Annotated in this window: 13 protein-coding genes and 2 riboswitches; of the genes, 5 read left to right on the top strand and 8 right to left on the bottom strand. The window is 60.3% G+C overall.

The window, feature by feature from the left end; genetic code table 11:
* Positions 1 to 24: 24 nt before the first annotated feature.
* Positions 25 to 3,855 (top strand): dermonecrotic toxin domain-containing protein, encoded by a 3,831-nt coding sequence (locus ACCC96_RS01510; protein ID WP_413694782.1) that lies wholly within the window; start codon positions 25 to 27, stop codon positions 3,853 to 3,855.
* 42 nt (positions 3,856 to 3,897) lie between these two features.
* Here the strand turns inward: ACCC96_RS01510 and ACCC96_RS01505 are convergent, their stop codons facing one another.
* Both ACCC96_RS01505 and ACCC96_RS01500 read right to left on the bottom strand, forming a co-directional pair.
* Positions 3,898 to 4,392, bottom strand: a complete 495-nt coding sequence (locus tag ACCC96_RS01505) for a DUF934 domain-containing protein (RefSeq protein WP_018927639.1) — start codon at positions 4,390 to 4,392, stop codon at positions 3,898 to 3,900.
* Complete coding sequence (locus ACCC96_RS01500; RefSeq protein ID WP_019649190.1) at positions 4,376 to 6,034, bottom strand: nitrite/sulfite reductase; 1,659 nt, start codon at positions 6,032 to 6,034, stop codon at positions 4,376 to 4,378. The genes ACCC96_RS01505 and ACCC96_RS01500 overlap by 17 nt, the downstream gene beginning before the upstream one ends.
* Before the next feature lie 521 nt (positions 6,035 to 6,555).
* On the opposite strand from ACCC96_RS01500, the gene ACCC96_RS01495 reads away from it, so the two are divergent.
* Positions 6,556 to 7,641, top strand: a complete 1,086-nt coding sequence (locus ACCC96_RS01495) for an ABC transporter substrate-binding protein (RefSeq protein WP_413694781.1) — start codon at positions 6,556 to 6,558, stop codon at positions 7,639 to 7,641.
* A gap of 6 nt (positions 7,642 to 7,647) precedes the next feature.
* Here the strand turns inward: ACCC96_RS01495 and ACCC96_RS01490 are convergent, their stop codons facing one another.
* Together ACCC96_RS01490 and metH are read right to left on the bottom strand one after the other, a co-directional pair.
* Positions 7,648 to 7,878 carry a DUF2970 domain-containing protein gene (locus ACCC96_RS01490; RefSeq protein ID WP_018927642.1) on the bottom strand — a complete coding sequence of 77 codons (231 nt, stop codon included), beginning with the start codon at positions 7,876 to 7,878 and terminating at the stop codon, positions 7,648 to 7,650.
* A gap of 186 nt (positions 7,879 to 8,064) precedes the next feature.
* On the bottom strand, positions 8,065 to 11,775 hold the full coding sequence (metH, locus tag ACCC96_RS01485) for a methionine synthase (RefSeq protein ID WP_019649188.1): 3,711 nt from the start codon (positions 11,773 to 11,775) through the stop codon (positions 8,065 to 8,067).
* 155 nt (positions 11,776 to 11,930) lie between these two features.
* On the opposite strand from metH, the gene ACCC96_RS01480 reads away from it, so the two are divergent.
* Both ACCC96_RS01480 and nfuA read left to right on the top strand, forming a co-directional pair.
* The gene (locus tag ACCC96_RS01480; RefSeq protein ID WP_413694780.1) at positions 11,931 to 14,216 is read left to right on the top strand and encodes a fatty acid cis/trans isomerase; all 2,286 of its coding nucleotides are present in this window, start codon (positions 11,931 to 11,933) and stop codon (positions 14,214 to 14,216) included.
* Positions 14,217 to 14,433: 217 nt separating this feature from the next.
* Positions 14,434 to 15,018 carry a Fe-S biogenesis protein NfuA gene (nfuA, locus tag ACCC96_RS01475; RefSeq protein ID WP_007941757.1) on the top strand — a complete coding sequence of 195 codons (585 nt, stop codon included), beginning with the start codon at positions 14,434 to 14,436 and terminating at the stop codon, positions 15,016 to 15,018.
* 204 nt (positions 15,019 to 15,222) lie between these two features.
* Here nfuA and cobM read toward each other — a convergent pair whose 3' ends face one another.
* The 4 genes from cobM to ACCC96_RS01455 form a co-directional block, all read right to left on the bottom strand.
* A complete protein-coding gene (gene cobM, locus ACCC96_RS01470; RefSeq protein WP_413694779.1) occupies positions 15,223 to 15,969 on the bottom strand; it encodes a precorrin-4 C(11)-methyltransferase in 747 nt (248 codons plus the stop codon).
* Between the two features lie 82 nt (positions 15,970 to 16,051).
* The gene (locus tag ACCC96_RS01465; protein ID WP_019649185.1) at positions 16,052 to 16,465 is read right to left on the bottom strand and encodes a cobalamin biosynthesis protein; all 414 of its coding nucleotides are present in this window, start codon (positions 16,463 to 16,465) and stop codon (positions 16,052 to 16,054) included.
* On the bottom strand, positions 16,462 to 17,166 hold the full coding sequence (locus ACCC96_RS01460) for a CbtA family protein (protein ID WP_413694778.1): 705 nt from the start codon (positions 17,164 to 17,166) through the stop codon (positions 16,462 to 16,464). The genes ACCC96_RS01465 and ACCC96_RS01460 overlap by 4 nt, the downstream gene beginning before the upstream one ends.
* 11 nt (positions 17,167 to 17,177) lie before the next feature.
* The gene (locus ACCC96_RS01455) at positions 17,178 to 17,369 is read right to left on the bottom strand and encodes a CbtB domain-containing protein (protein ID WP_019649183.1); all 192 of its coding nucleotides are present in this window, start codon (positions 17,367 to 17,369) and stop codon (positions 17,178 to 17,180) included.
* 121 nt (positions 17,370 to 17,490) lie between these two features.
* Positions 17,491 to 17,719, bottom strand: a riboswitch (cobalamin riboswitch).
* A gap of 201 nt (positions 17,720 to 17,920) precedes the next feature.
* Positions 17,921 to 18,136: riboswitch (cobalamin riboswitch) on the top strand.
* A gap of 100 nt (positions 18,137 to 18,236) precedes the next feature.
* Between ACCC96_RS01455 and cobW the strand changes: the two genes are divergently transcribed.
* On the top strand, positions 18,237 to 19,304 hold the full coding sequence (cobW, locus tag ACCC96_RS01450) for a cobalamin biosynthesis protein CobW (protein WP_026286539.1): 1,068 nt from the start codon (positions 18,237 to 18,239) through the stop codon (positions 19,302 to 19,304).
* Positions 19,305 to 19,307: the final 3 nt, after the last annotated feature.

Here is a 19,307-nt window from a genome sequence, read left to right as displayed (position 1 = left end):
GAATTGACTGCAATGGATTGCACCATGAATGAGCTCCTTCGCCACGTTGCCGCACCTCATCCAGCCCCATCGTTGCGAATGCGCGAGGAACTGAAAGCTGCACTGGACATCGCTCTCCCCCAAACCCCCGGCCAGTTGGGCGAACACCTGATCAAGGAAAAATGGGGGCAGGACATCGACCCGCAGACGACCTTGATGGTCACCCTCGATTACCACTACAAGGGCCACCCTGAAGAGAACGGTTTCCAACAGGGCCAGGTGGCGAACTCGCGGTCGCTGCTGCAAGCGCTGCTTTCAAATTACCAGACGGTTGGGGACGGTCGTTTTGCTGAAACCGCCTTTGGTCTGTACACACCGCCGGACGTCGGCCCGACGGTGCGGATTGTCGAGCATGTCGATGAGTTCGCTGATTACGGCAGCGGCAATCACGACACCTATGAAGGCATCTATCGGCAAACGACGCCGCAGACTTACGGTCCCGCCTCACAACTGAAGCTGAGGCCGGCCGATTTCAAGAAATGGGTCTGGGAGCTGGACTTCAAGCACGTGTACGAGACCTATCTTGAAAAGGTCTGGCCCTCTGACGAGGTGCTCACTGCGTCCAGTTCGTACGCCTTGAGGACATCGGTCAAAGCAGCGTTTGTGATGACGGCCTGGTTGCAGTTCAAGGAGCGCTGCCTGTCGCAAAAAGGACTTGAGCTCGCGATGGAGGCGGCTGGCTTGCCGCCCGGTCAGGCGTGGGAAACGCTGACCATCGAACAACTGCAAGCGGCGACGCGCCCCCCTTTGTCCGTCAGGGCCGGCCGTTTGAAGCTATACCGTTACACCGCAACAGATATCTGGGCGTTCCGTGACACTGCCAGTACCCGAGTGCTGCTGTACATCCCAGGCAACTCTTCCCCGCTGCACGAATTCACCGATGCCACTCAACTGCACCAATGGGTCGTCGCGCAGGGCAAGCTCAGCGAGACAAAACAGGCATTGGCCGCCCATTTTGCCGAAGATGATCGCGAGGACGGTACGTTTCATGCGGGGGTGCTGACGGCATTGGACGGCATGGCGCAGTACCCCGCGATGCATCGGCTGACCAACAATGCCGGTTTTTTCAATAACGACGGCTATTGGGACCCCGCCGATTACATTGGCTACGACAATCCGCCATCGGCGACCGATCCGTTTGCGCAACTGGTGCTGACGATGAAGCAGGCCGCCCACGCCAGTATCGAAAGCATTCGTACCGATGCACAGGTCAATCGTGACAATTTAAGTGCGGTGGTCGAACCGGTGGTGCAATGGATCAACCGGTTCGGGCCATTGGCGTTGTTCGTCCCGGGAGGCGAAGGCATATTGGCGCTGGCCGGGCTTATTGACGCCGGTTACGGTCTTGATCAGGCAGTAAACGGTGAAACACCACGTGAACGGTCGGAGGGCGTGTCGCGCACCGTGTTCGGTTTGCTTAATGCGCTGCCGATCGGCGCACAGGCGGCGCTGAAGGATGAAGCGGCCGTCGAGTCAGTACGTCCGTCTTCGCAAATCGCCGTTGCCCCGACGCCCGAGCCACCGGTTTCCGTGCTGTCCTCCCGCGTGGAGCTGATCCGCGGAATCGGCCCGACTGTGGCGTCTTTCAGCGATGAAGTCCTGGCACAGATCGGCAAGGTCAGTGTGATTGACGATGACATGCTGCGACTGATGCAAACGGGGCGTCCACCTACGCCTTTACTGACGGATACGATCAGTCGCTTCAAGATCGATCAGGATCTGGGGGCGGCCGGCACGCCTGAGCAATTCAACAAGCGTTACGCCGCACTTCAACAGTCGGAACATGAGTGGGTGCGGCTGTTTCAGCAGCAATACCCGATGCTGCCCAAAGGTGCCATCGAACAAATGCTCGACCGCTATGGCGTGGATATCCAGCAAGCCCCCGATGTGACCGAGGTCAGGCAAGTGTTCACGCGTCTGGACAGCAAGGCGCGGCAGTACCAGCAGCATGTGCGGCTCAATCGCGCTTATGAAGGTCTTTATCTGCGTTCGGTGGCGAGCCCGGACTCGGACATCCTGGCCTTGCACTCGCTGCAAAACCTGCCGGGCTGGCCGCGGAACCTGCGGATCGATGTCCTTGATCAATCCGTCGCGGGGCGAGTGCTGGACCGCATCGGCGCGCAGGAGGCCACGGATGTCCGGCGCTTGGTCAGAGTCGGACAGCACTATCTGCATCAGGCCTCGCCGACAGATTTTTATACGGCGCTTCTCGGCGTGTTGACGGACGACGACCGTTCAGCGCTGCTCCTGACGTCGCCTGGTTCAGTCGACGAACTGCGACTCGCCATCAGCAACCAGGCGTTGCCCCGATCACAGGTGATACTCGGGCTGCAAAGAATGGACGGTGGGTTGCCGTTCGATGCCCACGGGCTCAGAGGCGGCGGTTTTCCGGGAACGCCCCAGGCCGAGGCGCTGACGCAGCAGATGATGAGGCTGCAGCTCAAAGAGGTCTACCCAGACTTTACCGATGCCCAGGCTGATGCGCTCCTTCAACGTGAAGGCCTAAACGCACAGGCGCACATTGAGTGGCTGAAGCAGCAGCTGCAGCAACTCAACACTGACCTGACAGGCTGGATAGATCAGGTGGCGGATGACATCCATCACATGGGTGTTCGCCAGCTCGTTGCCGGTGATCCTGAGGCGGCGGGGATGAACGCTGCGCAAATTCAGGCTCATAACATTCAGCTGATGCTGACGGAAATGCACTATGAGCGAGCTACCCGAAATGAATTGGCCGAGGAACTGGTCGCCATTTGGCAGCAGCGCGGACCCCAGCAGGGGCTTCTCCTGGCAGGTGAGCAAGTACGCGGTGTCAGGCTTGATCTCGACTTTGAGGATTACCACCGGTTACCCGTATTGAATGTCCGGCTCAACAATGTTCTCGAATTATCAATGCGCAGCTTCCACTTGACCGAAGAGGAAAGCCTGAACGGATTTCTTGAGAGTTTTCCAAATCTTGAAGTCCTGAACCTGGAAAATGTCGATCTGAGTCACTTCAACACCAACGACGAAGCTGGACGCGCATTACCTCATGCGATCAACCAGCTGCGACAGCTCACTACGCTGAACCTGAGGTCAACAAGTCTGACTTTCAGTCAGCGCAGCGCTTCACAGCTGACTGATCTGACGCGCTTGCAAACGCTGGACCTGAGCAACAATCCACTGGATGTCCCTCCCTTGGTGCTGGGAATGAACGATTTGCGCCGGCTCAACTTGAGTAACACAAGGATCAGCACATGCCCTGTTGGCATCATGGAGCAGCCTTACCTGACGACCTTGGACTTGCGCAATAACCGGATCACCCGGGTTCCGCAGGGGGTTCTGAACCAGGCCATCGCCAGGGATCGTGTGATGCTGCAGGGCAATCCGTTGACGGACGAGGACACCTTATTGCGCCTTGTCGATCATCGGCGGCGAACGGGGATCAACCTGTGGTTAAGCGAGCCTGGAGCCAACTACGGGAATGTCATCGAGTGGTTGCGTGAAGGCGATCAAGGGCTGCGAGAGGCGCGACAATTGGTCTGGCAGAGGCTTGCAGTCAGGCCCCTTGGCAGCAGGTTCTTGAGAATTATGGATGGTATGAGCCTGACGGCGGACTTTCGGGTCGACTACCTGGCGCTACAGGCGAGAGTGTGGCGGCTGCTCGGGGATGCCGATGCTTCAGAAGCGTTGTGGACACAGTTGGTTCAGGATATCGGAGGGGCTGAGGCTGATCCTGAAAACCCGTTTGTGCTGTTCACGGCACTTGAGGATCGTGCCCGGTTTTATCGGGACTGGGAGGCCATGGGACGACCATTTCCGATAGTCACGCAGTAAGGGAAAAACCTTGAACCCCGCAAGGGGTTCAAGGTGTGACGATCAACGGCGACGGAACAGCGGCAGCGGCTCGTCGGTGGCGGCCTGATAGGTCACCGAGAAGTCCTTGAGGCCTTCAAGGGCTTCGTAGGGGTCTTTATCGGCGCGAATGGCAAACGCATCGAAACCGCAGCGGTGCATGTAGAACAGCTGGTCGCGCAGCACATCGCCAATTGCCCGCAGTTCGCCTTTGAAACCATAGCGGTCACGCAGCAGACGGGCGTTGGAGTAATTGCGACCATCGGTGAAGGCCGGGAAGTTCAGGGCGATGACCTGGAAGTTCGCCACGTCGTCACCGATTTCTTCGGCTTCTTCGTCGGCATCCAGCCACACACCCAGGCCGCCATCACGGGCCATGAGCATGCGGCTGTGTTCGCGCCACATGTGCAACGGGACGATCAGGTCGTCGCAGTTGCTGATCTCGTCGATGTTGAAATCTTTCGGCAACAGGTGCCAGGTTTCGTCGACGACTTCGTTGTTCTTAATTATTCGCTGCATAGACGCGCTCCTTGAAGAGGTCGATGCCGATACGCTGATAAGTGTCGATGAAGCGCTCGTCTTCGGTACGTTGTTCGATGTACACGTCGATCAGCTTCTCGATCACATCAGGCATGGCTTCCTGGGCGAAGGACGGGCCGAGGATCTTGCCCAGGCTCGCATCGCGACTGGCGCTGCCACCCAGGGACACCTGGTAGAACTCTTCGCCTTTCTTGTCCACTCCGAGAATGCCGATGTGGCCGACGTGGTGGTGACCACAGGCGTTCATGCAGCCAGAGATGTTCAGGTCCAGCTCACCGATGTCGAACAGGTAGTCCAGGTCGTCGAAACGGCGCTGGATCGATTCGGCGATCGGGATCGACTTGGCGTTGGCCAGGGAGCAGAAGTCGCCGCCCGGGCAGCAGATGATGTCGGTCAGCAAACCGATGTTCGGTGTGGCGAAACCTTGCTCGCGCAACTCGCCCCACATCGCGAACAACTGGCTCTGCTCGACATCGGCCAGAATGATGTTCTGCTCGTGGGAGGTGCGCAGCTGACCGAAGCTGTAACGGTCGGCGAGGTCGGCAACGGCATCGAGCTGTTTGTCGGTGATGTCGCCCGGTGCAACGCCAGTCGGCTTCAGGGACAGTGTGACGGCAACGTAACCCGGCTTTTTGTGCGCCAGGGTGTTACGGGTGCGCCAGCGGGCGAAGCCCGGGTGCTGTTTGTCGAGCTCGGCCAGTTCGGCTGTCTGGTTTTCCAGAGCCTTGTAGTCCGGATCGACAAAGTGCTTGGCAACGCGATGCACTTCGGCCTCGGTCAGCGTGGTCTGGCCACCGCGAAGGTGTTCCATTTCCGCGTCGACTTTTTGCGCGAACACTTCAGGTGTCAGGGCCTTGACCAGAATCTTGATCCGCGCCTTGTACTTGTTGTCGCGACGGCCGTAGCGGTTGTAGACCCGCAGAATGGCGTCGAGGTAGCTCAACAGGTCCTGCCACGGCAGGAATTCGTTGATGAACGCGCCCACCACCGGAGTACGGCCCAGGCCGCCACCGACCAGCACACGGAAGCCCAGTTCGCCCGCGGCGTTGTGCACCGGCTCGAGACCGATGTCATGGACTTCGATGGCCGCACGGTCGGACGTCGAACCGTTGATGGCGATTTTGAATTTACGCGGCAGGTAGGCGAATTCCGGGTGGAACGTGGTCCACTGACGGACGATTTCGCACCATGGCCGCGGATCGATCAACTCGTCGGCGGCGACACCGGCGAACTGATCGGTGGTGACGTTGCGCAGGCAGTTGCCGCTGGTCTGGATTGCGTGCATCTGCACGGTCGCCAGCTCAGCCAGGATGTCCGGGATGTCTTCCACGGCCGGCCAGTTGAACTGCACGTTCTGCCGGGTACTGATGTGGGCGTAGCCCTTGTCATAGTCGCGGGCAACTTTGGCCATCATTCGCGTCTGGCGCGAAGTGAGTTGGCCATAAGGCACCGCCACCCGCAGCATCGGGGCAAAGCGCTGGATATAAAGGCCATTTTGCAGGCGCAGGGGGCGGAATTCTTCTTCGCTCAGCTCGCCTGCCAGATAGCGTCGGGTCTGATCACGGAACTGCTTGACGCGGTCCTCGATGATCCGCTGATCGTACTCGTCGTATACGTACATATAAGTCCTGTTCTCAGGCTTGGGCCGGTCGGATACAGCTGCGTTTTCGCAAGCTTTCATCCGATTCTGCCTCGGCAATTCTGCGCGCACGGCCGCGCACTCCCAACGGAGCCGACGCAAGATACCAGTTTGCAGTTATGCGCAAAAGTGATGTTTGAGTATATGCAAAGAACCAAAACGACTAATGAAAGTCGTTGAGATAAAACCCTCATTTGTCGTGCGGGCAATCATCGTCTTAACTGTGCTCGAGTCTTTATGCAATCACCGATAAAACCGACAAGAGGCGATGCAATGAGCAACCCAACCAAAGCAAGGAAAAGCGATAGCACGGTCGATGCCTGGGCGATTCTGTTCCTGATCATCCTGGTCGTGGGGACGGCGGTATTCTGGGTCAGCCATCAATAAACGACCCCGTCCGGGCCCGGCGCCGACGATGTCGGACAAAAAGCCGGAATATGCGCCGTTTCCAGGGACTTCGCTGGCTATAATGCGCGGCGGATTTTCGGGGGCTCGGACGATCAATGTTGAAGTTCTTCTATGGTGTAGTGCTGGCGCTTGGCGCGGTCCTGGGACCGTGTGCCCAGGCGGCGTCCGTATTGTTCCTCAATCCCGGGACCAGCCAAGAGACGTTCTGGGTCAGTTACTCGCAGTTCATGCAGGCCGCGGCCAAGAACCTGGGCATGGATTTGCAAATCCAGTATGCCGAGCGAAACGCCGAGACCACACTCAAACAGGCCCGCGAAGCGCTGCAAGGGCCGAGTCGGCCGGACTATCTGGTGTTCTCCAACGAGCTGTATGTCGCCCCCGAAATCCTGCGCCTGGCTCAAGGCAGCGGCGTGAAGCTGTTTTTGGTCAACAACGGCCTGACCGCCGACCAGATGCGCCTGCTCGGCGCCCAGCCGGACAAGTATCCCGACTGGCTGGGTAGCCTGGTGCCCAACAATGAGGAGGGCGGCTACCTGATGCTCAAGGAACTGATTCGCCTGCATCGCCCGGTCGCACCCGGTGAGGTCGTCGAACTGGTGGCCTTTTCCGGCCTGAAAATCACGCCGGCCGCGCAACAGCGTGAGCAGGGCATGATGCGGGCATTGGCCGAACACCCCGAAGTGCGGTTGCGCCAGTTGGTGTATGGCGGCTGGACCCGCGAGCGCGCCTATGAACAGGCCAGGTTATTGTTCAAGCGTTACCCGCAAACATCGCTGGTCTGGTCGGCTAACGATGAAATGGCTTTCGGCGCCATGCAGGCGTACGCCGAAACGGGAGGTCAGCCGGGCAAGGGTGTGCTGTTCAGTGCCATCAACAATTCACCGGCCGCGTTGCAGGCGCTGTTGGAGGGGCGGCTAAGCGTGTTGTTGGGCGGGCACTTCACTCTGGGCGGTTGGGCGCTTGTGCAGTTGCATGACTACGACCAGGGGGTGGATGTCAGCCAGTACGGCGGGCGCGACCGGCAGATTCCGTCATTGCAACTGATCGACCACGCGCAAGCCCGGCGACTGCTGGCCATGGGTGCCACTCAGGATTACAACGTGGATTTTCAAAAGCTCTCGGCCAAAGGGCGGCCGACGTCGTACCGCTACCCGTTCAACCTGCAAACCCTGATGCACTGAGCCGGCTCAGATCCCGGCCAGGTGCAACACCAGTTTGACGATGCCGAACAGCGTCAGGGCGAACACCACCGTGAACAGAATCCCCAGAATCACAAAGTGACTGGGCTTGCCATGAGTGAAGTCCCGGGCCCGGTTTTTCCCGCTTTGCACCCCGAACGCCGCCGCCATGACGCTGTGCAGCATCTGCCAGAAGGTCGGCGGTTTGTTGTGGTTATTGTTGTCGACTGGATCGTCCATAAATCCCCCGTCACGAATGTGTATGAGGCAAGCATAGACAACAGGCACGAACTCTGTCGGAGCCTTTGTGGCGAGGGAGCTTGCTCCCGTTGGGTCGCGAAGCGGCCCCAAAAAATGGGACTACTACGCAGTCCAGCGGGAGCAAGCTCCCTCGCCACAAAAGGCTCGCTCCACAGGGGAAGGGGATTAGTTGTCGTAACCCAGGTTAGGCGCCAGCCAACGCTCGGTCACGCTCAACTCCTGGCCTTTGCGCGAGGTGTAGCTCTGCACCTGATCCTTGTCGATCTTGCCCACGGCGAAATACTGCGCCTGCGGGTGAGCGAAGTACCAGCCGCTGACCGCCGCCGCCGGGAACATCGCGTAGTGCTCGGTGAGGAATACGCCGCTGCGGCCGGCCTTGAGCTCTTCCGCTTCCGGGTCCAGCAGCTTGAACAGCGTGGCTTTCTCGGTGTGATCCGGGCACGCCGGGTAGCCCGGAGCAGGGCGGATGCCGGTGTATTGCTCTTTGATCAGCGCCTCGTTGTCCAGCGTCTCGTCCTTGGCGTAGCCCCAGTAGTCTTTACGCACTTGTTGGTGCAGCCACTCGGCGCACGCCTCGGCCAGACGGTCGGCCAACGCCTTGACCATGATCGAGTTGTAGTCGTCGCCCGCTTCCTGATAAGCCTTGGCCACTTCTTCGGCGCCGATCCCGGCGGTGGTGATGAAACCACCCACGTAGTCGGTCACGCCGCTGTCCTTCGGCGCGACGAAGTCGGCGAGGGAGAAGTTCGGCTTACCGTCGGTCTTGATGATCTGCTGGCGCAAGTGATGCAGCTTGGCCAATGGCTTGCCGTCATCGCCATAGACTTCGATGTCATCGTCGCGCACCTGGTTGGCCGGCCAGAAACCGAACACCGCACGGGCGCTGATCAGCTTCTCGTCGATCAGCTTGGCAAGCATTTCCTGGGCATCGGCGTACAGCGCGGTGGCGGCTTCACCGACCACTTCATCCTGCAGGATGCGCGGGAACTTGCCGGCCAGGTCCCAGGAGATGAAGAACGGTGTCCAGTCGATGTATTCGGCCAGAACCTTCAGGTCGATGTTGTCCAGCACCTTGGCGCCGGTGAATGTCGGTTTGACCGGCTCATAGTTGGCCCAGTCGAACTGCGGTTTCTTGGCGATGGCCGCCGGGTAGCTCAGGCGCTCGGTGCGGGCGCTGCGGTTGGCGGTGCGCTCGCGAACGTCGATGTATTCCAGGCGGGTCTTCTCGACGAAACCGGCTTTCAGTTCCTTGGACAACAACTGCGTCGCCACGCCCACGGCGCGGGAGGCGTCGGTGACGTAGATCACCGCGTCGTTGCTGTACTTGGGCTCGATCTTCACCGCCGTGTGCGCCTTGGAGGTGGTCGCGCCACCGATCATCAGCGGTAGATAGAAGTCCTGACGCTGCATCTCGCGGGCCACGTGAACCATTTCGTCCAGCGAAGGCGTGATCAGGCCGGACAGGCCGATGATGTCGCATTTCTCGTCTTTGGCGACTTGCAGGATCTTCTCCGCCGGCACCATCACGCCGAGGTCGACGATGTCGTAGCCGTTGCAGCCCAGCACCACGCCGACGATGTTCTTGCCGATGTCGTGCACGTCGCCCTTGACCGTGGCCATGAGGATCTTGCCCTTGGCTTCCGGCTTGTCGCCTTTTTCCAGTTCGATGAACGGGATCAGGTGGGCCACGGCCTGCTTCATTACGCGGGCGGACTTCACCACTTGCGGCAGGAACATTTTGCCGGCGCCGAACAGGTCGCCGACGATGTTCATGCCGGCCATCAACGGGCCTTCGATGACTTCGATCGGGCGCGCGAACGACAGGCGTGATTCTTCGGTGTCTTCCACGATGTGGGTGGTGATGCCTTTGACCAGCGCATGCTCCAGACGCTTGTTGACGTCCCAGTTGCGCCACTCTTCGGTCTCGGCTTCCTTGACGCTGCCGTCGCCCTTGTACTTGTCGGCGATGGCGAGGAGGGCGTCGGTGCCTTCCGGGGTGCGGTTGAGGATCACGTCTTCAACGGCGTCGCGCAGCTCCACCGGGATCTGGTCGTAGATCTCCAGTTGGCCGGCGTTGACGATACCCATGGTCAGGCCATTGCGGATTGCATACAGCAGGAACACCGAGTGAATCGCCTCGCGCACCGGATTGTTGCCACGGAACGAGAACGACACGTTGGACACACCGCCTGAGCTCAGGGCGTAGGGCAGTTCATCGCGGATGTAGGCACAGGCGTTGATGAAGTCCACAGCGTAGTTGTTGTGTTCTTCGATACCGGTGGCCACGGCGAAGATGTTCGGGTCGAAGATGATGTCTTCCGGCGGGAAGCCGACTTCGTTGACCAGAATGTCGTAGGAGCGTTTGCAGATTTCTTTCTTGCGCGCTTCGGTGTCGGCCTGGCCGGCTTCATCGAAGGCCATCACCACCACCGCGGCGCCATAGCGCTTGCACAGTTTGGCGTGGTGAATGAACTGCTCGACACCTTCCTTCATGCTGATGGAGTTGACGATGCCCTTGCCCTGGATGCACTTGAGGCCGGCTTCGATCACTTCCCACTTGGAGGAGTCGATCATGATCGGGACGCGGGAGATGTCCGGTTCGCCGGCAATCAGATTGAGGAAGGTCACCATGGCCTTCTTCGAATCGAGCATCCCTTCGTCCATGTTGATGTCGATCACCTGGGCGCCGGCTTCGACCTGCTGCAGGGCGACTTCCAGGGCTTCGGTGTAGTTGTCTTCACGGATCAGTCGGGCGAACTTGGCGGAACCGGTGATGTTGGTCCGCTCGCCGACGTTGACGAACAGCGAACTGCGATCGATGGTGAACGGTTCCAGGCCCGACAGGCGGCAGGCCTTGGGAATATCCGGAATTTCACGCGGGGCGTAACCGGCTACCGCTTTGGCGATGGCTTCGATGTGGCCCGGTGTGGTGCCGCAGCAGCCGCCGACGATGTTGAGGAAGCCGCTTTGGGCGAACTCTTCGATGACCTTGGCGGTTTCCGCTGGCAGCTCGTCGTACTCGCCGAATTCGTTCGGCAGGCCGGCGTTCGGGTGCGCCGACACGTGGGTGCCGGCCTTGTTCGACAGCTCTTCCAGGTATGGGCGCAATTCGCGGGCGCCGAGGGCGCAGTTCAGGCCGACGGAAATCGGCTTGGCGTGGGCCACGGAGTTCCAGAACGCTTCGGTAGTCTGGCCGGAGAGGGTACGGCCAGAGGCGTCGGTGATGGTGCCGGAAATCATGATCGGCAGCTCGACGCCCAGCTCTTCGTAAACCCCTTGCACGGCGAAGATCGCCGCTTTGGCGTTGAGGGTGTCGAAAATGGTTTCGATCAGGATCAGGTCGGCGCCGCCTTCGATCAGGCCTTTGGTGGCCTCGGTGTAGTTTTCCACCAGTTCATCGAAGGTCACGTTGCGGTAGCCGGGGTTGTTCACGTCAGGCGACAGCGAGCAGGTACGGCTGGTCGGGCCGAGCACGCCGGCGACGAAACGCGGCTTGTCCGGGTTCTCGAGGGTTTTCGCATCGGCAATCTTGCGGGCCAGGCGTGCGCCTTCTACGTTCAGTTCGTAGGCCAGTTCTTCCATGCCGTAATCGGCCATGGAAATCCGGGTGGCGTTGAAGGTGTTGGTTTCCAGAATGTCGGCGCCGGCATCCAGGTAGGCTTTCTCGATGCCACCAATCACGTCCGGGCGGGTCAGTACCAACAAGTCGTTGTTGCCCTTGACGTCACTTGGCCAGTCGGCGAAGCGTTTGCCACGGTAATCCTGTTCCTCGAGCTTGTAGCTCTGGATCATTGTCCCCATGCCGCCGTCGAGAATCAGGATGCGCTCTTTGAGGGCGTGCTTGAGAGCTTGAAGGCGAACGCTGCGATCGGACATTTGGACTACTCGGTAAGGCCATGACGAAGGGCCGGGATAATAACAAACCTGTGTGCTTTTGGAGCATGTGCCGGTTTTGCATGAATATCGTTCATGTTGGTGCGCAGGCCAGACCGGTAGAATCGCGGCGTTTTCTCATGATCAGGACCAGGGATATGTCGTATCGCGTCGTCACCAGCCTATTGATGCTGTTTTTAAGCGGGGGCGCCGCTGCGCAAGGTCCGGACATTTCCTACGTTCGTGACATTCAACCGATCTTCACCGAAAAGTGCGTGGCCTGCCATGCCTGCTACGACTCCGCCTGTCAGCTCAACCTGGGCAGTGGCGAAGGGGCGGCCCGAGGTGCGACGAAGGCGCCGGTCTATGACGGCGAACGCAGCAAGGCCGCCGCGCCGACTCGGTTGTTTTATGACGCCTTCGGCAAGCGTGCCTGGCAGCAAAAGGGCTTCTATTCAGTGCTCGACGCCCAAGGCAGCCAGGCGGCGCTGATGGCACGCATGCTTGAGCTGGGGCACAAAACCCCGTTGCAACCCAATGCCAAGCTACCGGAAGACATCGTCCTGGGCCTGAACCGGGAAAACATGTGTGCCATGCCGGCGGAGTTCGACGGCTACGCCAGTTCACACCCGAAAGAGGGCATGCCACTGGCGGTTACCGGCCTGACCGATCAGCAATATCAGACACTGCAACGCTGGCTGGCCTCCGGCGCGCCGATCGACCAGCAGGGCCTGGTGCCCAGCGCCAAGGAAGCCTTGCAAGTGGTGCAGTGGGAAAACCTGTTGAATTCGCCGGGTGCCCGGGAGAGTCTGGTCGGGCGCTGGTTGTTCGAGCACTGGTTCTTGGCCCATATCTATTTCAAGGACGGCGAGCCGGGGCATTTCTTTCAGTGGGTACGTTCGCGCACGCCGACGGGGCAGCCCATCGACCTGATCAACACCCGCCGTCCGAATGACGACCCGGGCACTCAGGTCTATTACCGTCTGTGGCCGGTGCAAGGCGTGATCGTGCACAAGACCCACATCACCTACCCGCTGAGCGCGGCGAAGATGGCGCGGATCAAGAGCCTGTTTTACAACGGCAACTGGCAGGTCCACGCCTTACCGGGCTACGGGCCGGAGCGGCGGGCTAATCCGTTTGCCACGTTCGAAGCGATCCCGGCCCAGGCGCGTTACCAGTTCATGCTCGATAACGCCGAATACTTCGTGCGTACCTTTATTCGCGGTCCGGTCTGCCGTGGTCAGATCGCCACCGACGTGATTCGCGACAACTTCTGGGCACTGTTCCAGGCCCCGGAGCATGACCTTTACATCACCGACCCGAAATATCGCGGCCAGGCTACGCCGTTGCTGGCGATGCCGGGGCAGAACGATGACGTCGGCAGCGTCTTGAGCCTGTGGCACGACTACCGCAACAAACGCAACGAATATGAGGCCCTGCGCCGGGACAGCTATGCCGACTTGCCGGCGCCGAGCTGGTCGACCCTGTGGGCCGGCAATGACAACGCACTGCTGAGTATCTTTCGGCATTTCGACAGCGCCTCGGTGACCAAGGGCCTGATCGGCGACGTGCCGCAGACGATGTGGCTGTTCGATTACCCGTTGCTGGAACGCACCTATTACCAGTTGGCGGTCAACTTCGATGTGTTCGGTAACGTGTCCCATCAGGCCCAGACCCGGCTGTACTTCGACCTGATCCGCAACGGCGCCGAGCAGAACTTCCTGCGCCTGATGCCGGCCAGCTCACGGGACGGCTATCTCGACGATTGGTACCAGAACAGCGGCAAGTTCAAGATGTGGCTGGATTACGAGGACATCGATAACGACAAGCCGACGGCGTTGACGCTGGACGAAAACGACCCGAAACGCGATTTCGCCTTGCAGTTGCTGTCCCGTTACGGCGAACTCAATGCCAGGCCCGATCCGATCAACCGCTGCGACGGCGCTTACTGCTCGCGGCCGAACATCGATCTGGCATTGCAGAACGCCGAACAGGCCTTGAGCCGCCTGACGTCGCGCCCGGCCGCCGGTTTGAAAGTCATCGATCAGTTGCCGGAAGCCACGATGTTGCGCATCGAGACCTCAAGCGGCAAGCGCGAGGTCTACAGCCTGCTGCGCAACCGCGCCCACAGCAACGTGGCGTTCCTGCTCGGGGAGTCGCTGCGTTATCAGCCGGGGCTCGACACGTTGACGATCTATCCGGGGGTTCTGAGCAGCTATCCGAACTTCATGTTCAACATCCCGGCCGGGCAAGTGCCGGCGTTTGTCGACGAGATGGAAAACGCCAAAGACGCTGCCAGTTTCGAGAAAATCGTCGAACGCTGGGGTATTCGCCGCAGTCATCCGCAGTTCTGGCGGTATTTCCATGATCTGAGCCGATACATCCACGACACCGACCCGGTGGAAGAGGGCGTGCTGGACATGAATCGCTACGAGAATCTCTGAAATGCCTGCAACCCGGTGTGGGAGCGACTGTGGCGAGGGGGCTTGCCCCCGCTTGAGTGCGCAGCACTCACAAGATCTTCGGTATGTCAGAGATTTTGGGGCTGCTGCGCAACCCAACGGGGGCAAGCCCCTTCGCCACAGTTCCCGACAAAAATACTAGGACTTTGTGCGGCGCGTCGATTGGCGTAAACTGCGTCCAAGCCTGCGAGGAGTTTCCATGACCGCTATTACCATTACCGACGCCGCCCATGATTACCTGGCCGATCTGCTCTCCAAGCAGAACACCCCGGGTATCGGCATCCGCGTCTTTATCACCCAGCCTGGCACCCAGTACGCCGAAACCTGCATTGCCTATTGCAAGCCGGGCGAAGAAAAACCTGAAGACACGGCGCTGGGGCTAAAAAGCTTCACCGCGTACATCGACCACTTCAGCGAAGCCTTCTTGGACGATGCCGTTGTCGACTACGCCACCGACCGCATGGGCGGCCAACTGACCATCAAGGCGCCAAACGCCAAAGTACCGATGGTCAACGCCGACAGCCCGGTCAACGAGCGCATCAACTACTACCTGCAAACCGAGATCAACCCGGGGCTGGCCAGCCACGGCGGTCAGGTCAGCCTGATCGATGTGGTCGAAGACGGCATCGCCGTGCTGAAGTTCGGCGGCGGTTGCCAGGGCTGCGGCCAGGCAGACGTCACCCTGAAGGAAGGCATCGAGCGCACCTTGCTCGAGCGTATTCCCGAGCTCAAGGGTGTTCGTGACGTGACCGACCACACGCAGAAAGAAAACGCCTACTACTAAGGTGTTCGCTGCGACATAAAAAAACGGTGCCCGTGAGCACCGTTTTTTTATGGATGATCGATAACCTGTGGCGAGGGAGCTTGCTCCCGCTCGACTGCGAAGCAGTCGCAATCCAGCCGATGCATTTTCCCGTGATGAATGCGTTGGCTGATTTTGGGACCGCTGCGCGGTCCAGCGGGAGCAAGCTCCCTCGCCACAAGTGCTTCAGGGTCTGTATAGGTGCGCATGCCCCGCGCGATACAGCGACGACTCACTGAAGTGATCGCTGCCCAGCACTCGACCCACCAGAATCAGCGCCGTCCGGCGAAAACCCTTGGCCTGGACCTTCTGCGCAATGTCTTCAAGCGTCCCCACCACCCAATCCTGATCCGGCCAGGTCGCCCGGTGAATCACCGCGATCGGGCAGTCGGCGCCGTAGTGCGGCAGCAATTGGGCAAGGATCTTCTCCAGATGATTGACCCCCAGGTGGATTGCCATGGTCGCCCCGTGTTGCGCCAGGCTGCCCAGCTCTTCGCCAGCCGGCATCGCGGTCTTGTCGGCGTAACGGGTCAGAATCACGCTCTGTGACACGTCCGGCAGGGTCAGTTCGGCACCCAAAAGGGCCGCGCAGGCGGCGGTGGCGGTAACGCCGGGAACGATTTCGAAAGGGATGTCGAGTTCACGCAAGTAGCGAATCTGCTCGCCGATCGCGCCGTACAGGCTCGGGTCGCCGGAGTGCACCCGGGCCACGTCCTGGCCGTTGGCGTGGGCGGTCTTGATCAGCTCGACGATCTGTTCCAGGTGCAGTTCGGCGCTGTTGACCACCTGTTCGGCCTGGTGGCCTTCCAGCACGGCGGCGGGGACCAGGGAGCCGGCATAGATGATGACCGGGCAGCTACGAATCAGCCGCTGGCCTTTGACGGTGATCAGTTCCGGGTCGCCGGGGCCGGCGCCAATGAAGTAGACGGTCATCGTCGTTTCCTGTCAGAAATAGGGCCTGGACATGCTTCAGATGAAGAATGCTCATGATCGAGGGCGGGGATTATCGGGGATTTTACGCGGCGCTGGCCAATGCCAGGGTGGCCTGGGCGTATTTTTGTCGTGGAATCAGCAACTTTGCCGGTGCCTGGGCCAATTGTTCGGCCAGGGCCAGCGCGGCGCTTTCCGCCACGCCGTAGCAACCGGTGCGTTCAAACGCGATGTCCGAGTGGTGGCTCAGTTGTGCTTGATAGGTCGCCAATTGTTCGCTGCTGAAGTACATCAGCGGCAATGCCAGCTGTTCGGCCAGTTCGATCAGGCCAGGCTCTTCACGCTTCAGGTCGATGCTGGCCAGGGCCTTGATCTCACTGAGCCCGATTTGATGGGCCTGTAGCGCCTGATCGAGCAGCGCCCGCAACGTGCTGACGGGGCAGCCGCGCTGGCAGCCCAGGCCGACCACCAGGGTCGGCGCTGCGCTGACGTCAGTCATGCGGAGTAATGGCCATCGCTTTTGCGGCGGAACAACCAGGCGCTGATCAGGCCCAGGGCCAGCCAGAACGCCACGTTGGTCAACTGCGAAGCGATTTTGAATTGAGCTTCCAGGGCTTCCGGCGCCAGCATTGAATGGGCTTCCGGTTGTGGTGCGCCAATTACATGCGGCACGGCCAGGATCGCCACGCCAAGGACTTTCATCAGCCAGTGACGGCTGAACACGATCAACGCGATGCCGACGGCCGTGGACGCGGCAGTGCCGATCCACCAGATTTGCCGTTGCGCCAGATCAGCCGCGGCAGTGCCCGGCAGCTCAGGCGGCAGGCCGAGAGTCGGAGCCAGCACGAATGTCGCATAACCGGCCAGGCCCCAGAGCAGGCCCTGAGAGGTTTTGGTCGGTGCGCGCAGGGTGTAAAGACCGGCGAGCATCAAGGCGAAACCGACTGCCACCACCAGGTTGCCGCCGGTAGTGGACAGCACGCGCTGCCAACCGTCTTCCGGTTCCCAGGCTTCGGCATCGTGGGTATGAGCGACTGCGCCCGCGGCGTGCTCGTGGATTTCAACAGCGGCCGGCTCGGATTTTTCATAGGTCTCGGCCTGCAAAATCAGCGGGGCGACCCAGAAGCTTTGCAGCAGGGTCAATAGCAGGGCGGCCAGCAGCCCGGTGAAACCTGCGGTTTGCGCAATACGCTTGATCATCTCAGCAGGTCTCAATGGCACGGAAAGGCGGAGCTGTGACGGGTATCGTGCGCGGCGTTGTGCACCGCTTCGATGTGCGAGAAACCGGCGAAATACACAAGGCACGCGCCAAGGATCGACGCACACACGGCAGCGGTCAGGCGTTGAGTCAGGGTTGTGGTGGTGCTGGCCGTTGCGTGGCCGGTGCTGCTGATGATCGACATGGCGCTTCCCTCTGGTCTGTCAGCGGGTGAATAGAGCGCATGAAAACCTCCGCACGCCAAGGGCTCGCAGAGATTTTGAACAGCGCCCGCCCACCGCGGGTTTGTTATTCAGTGAACGTAAAAGTCACTTTGTGTTGCGGGCCGGTCTCCGGGCTCGCGAGGGGCTGGGCTTGCGCCTGAACCTGCAAGCATCACCTTCCCATGCCGTATGACCGGCACAGTGGATCTGACGCTTCACTCGCTTACCGTTGCGGGGGCAGCACCGGACTGACATGGCTTTAGAGTAAAGCACATGATTCACCGGTTTCCCGTTTCACCCTGTGAAGGGCACCCGTAACAAGGCGTGTAGGAGAGCATGGGCGAGGGCGGGGAGTCAATTGGCATGGGTTCTCACTTGGATACCAAATGCTGATTGGCTCTTGGTAGGAGCTGCCGAAGGCTGCGATCTTTTGATCTTGTTTTTGAGAAGCAACATCAAAAGATCGCAGCCTTCGGCAGCTCCTACACGGGCCGGTGGGGTGCGCAGCGATTGACCCGCCCCCACACGATGCGTAGCCTTGCGCTTTCGAGGTTCTTCGGCGTCTGCCGAAGCTAAGAAGGGAACGCGGTCGATGCCGCGGCTGCCCCCGCAACTGTGAACGGTGATGTTCGCTGCCACGCCACTGCAAACCCTGTGCAACGGGCTCGCGGGAAGGCGCAGCGAATGCCAGGCTGACTCGCCCGGCACACCGTCAGCCAGGAGACCTGCCTCGACACAGATTCTCACTTTCAACCGGGCGGGGTGATCCGGTGGCGAACTCTTCAGGCATGCGCCCCCGCGTGCCGGTTGTCGTCCCGTATGCCCGCCACCTTGCCAAAGGGCATCCGATGAAAACACTGGCCAAACTCCCCGTCACCATCGTTACCGGCTTCCTCGGTTCGGGCAAAACCACCTTGCTGCGGCACATGCTCGACAACGCCCAGGGCCGTCGCATCGCGGTGATCGTCAACGAGTTCGGCGAGCTGGGCATCGACGGCGAGATCCTCAAGCAGTGCTCAATCGGCTGCACCGAAGAAGAGGCCAGCGGCCGCGTCTACGAACTGGCCAACGGCTGCCTGTGCTGCACCGTCCAGGAAGAATTCTTCCCGGTGATGCGCGAACTCGTTGCGCGTCGCGGCGACCTCGACCACATCCTCATCGAAACCTCGGGCCTGGCCCTGCCAAAGCCTTTGGTTCAAGCCTTCCAGTGGCCGGAAATCCGCAGCGCCTGCACCGTTGACGCGGTGATCACCGTGGTCGACAGCCCGGCCGTCGCGGCTGGCACTTTCGCGGCGTTCCCGGATCAAGTGGACGCCCAGCGCAAACTCGATCCGAACCTGGACCACGAGTCGCCACTGCACGAACTGTTCGCCGACCAACTGGCCAGCGCCGACCTGGTGATTCTCAACAAGGCCGACCTGATCAGCGCCGCAGACCTGGCCCGCGTGCGCCTGGAGGTCGCCGAAGAGCTGCCGCCGGCGGTGAAAGTCATTGAAGCCAGCAGCGGTCGCCTGCCACTGGACGTGTTGATCGGCCTCGGCGCCGGTTCCGAAGAACACATCGACAGCCGCCACAGCCATCACGATCATCACCATGAAGGTGAAGACGATCATGATCACGACCATGACGCGTTTGACTCCATCTCCATCGAACTGCCACAAGCCGACGAAAGCCTGTTGATGGACGCGCTGACACAATTGGTGGTGCAGCACGGCATCCTGCGGGTCAAAGGTTTCGCAGCGGTGCCGAACAAGCCGATGCGCCTGTTGATTCAGGGCGTGGGCACGCGTTTCGACAAGCACTTCGACCGTCAGTGGGGCGCCGAGGAAGCGCGCACCACCCGTCTGGTGTTGATCGGTCAGGCGCTGGACGCCGTTCAACTCGAAGCGCAATTGCGCGCTGCGCTCAGCGTTTAACCC

Source organism: Pseudomonas sp. Pseusp11 (assembly GCF_047304405.1).
Lineage (GTDB): Bacteria > Pseudomonadota > Gammaproteobacteria > Pseudomonadales > Pseudomonadaceae > Aquipseudomonas.
This window is presented reverse-complemented; position numbering and strand designations above follow the sequence as displayed.

Excerpts from the sequence above, each read along its gene's own strand:
- ACCC96_RS01510 (WP_413694782.1), top strand. The coding sequence starts at position 25 with ATGAATGAGCTCCTTCGCCACGTTGCCGCACCTCATCCAGCCCCATCG.
- ACCC96_RS01505 (WP_018927639.1), bottom strand. The coding sequence starts at position 4,392 with ATGCAGCGAATAATTAAGAACAACGAAGTCGTCGACGAAACCTGGCAC.
- ACCC96_RS01500 (WP_019649190.1), bottom strand. The coding sequence starts at position 6,034 with ATGTACGTATACGACGAGTACGATCAGCGGATCATCGAGGACCGCGTC.
- ACCC96_RS01495 (WP_413694781.1), top strand. The coding sequence starts at position 6,556 with ATGTTGAAGTTCTTCTATGGTGTAGTGCTGGCGCTTGGCGCGGTCCTG.
- ACCC96_RS01490 (WP_018927642.1), bottom strand. The coding sequence starts at position 7,878 with ATGGACGATCCAGTCGACAACAATAACCACAACAAACCGCCGACCTTC.
- metH (WP_019649188.1), bottom strand. The coding sequence starts at position 11,775 with ATGTCCGATCGCAGCGTTCGCCTTCAAGCTCTCAAGCACGCCCTCAAA.
- ACCC96_RS01480 (WP_413694780.1), top strand. The coding sequence starts at position 11,931 with ATGTCGTATCGCGTCGTCACCAGCCTATTGATGCTGTTTTTAAGCGGG.
- nfuA (WP_007941757.1), top strand. The coding sequence starts at position 14,434 with ATGACCGCTATTACCATTACCGACGCCGCCCATGATTACCTGGCCGAT.
- cobM (WP_413694779.1), bottom strand. The coding sequence starts at position 15,969 with ATGACCGTCTACTTCATTGGCGCCGGCCCCGGCGACCCGGAACTGATC.
- ACCC96_RS01465 (WP_019649185.1), bottom strand. The coding sequence starts at position 16,465 with ATGACTGACGTCAGCGCAGCGCCGACCCTGGTGGTCGGCCTGGGCTGC.
- ACCC96_RS01460 (WP_413694778.1), bottom strand. The coding sequence starts at position 17,166 with ATGATCAAGCGTATTGCGCAAACCGCAGGTTTCACCGGGCTGCTGGCC.
- ACCC96_RS01455 (WP_019649183.1), bottom strand. The coding sequence starts at position 17,369 with ATGTCGATCATCAGCAGCACCGGCCACGCAACGGCCAGCACCACCACA.
- cobW (WP_026286539.1), top strand. The coding sequence starts at position 18,237 with ATGAAAACACTGGCCAAACTCCCCGTCACCATCGTTACCGGCTTCCTC.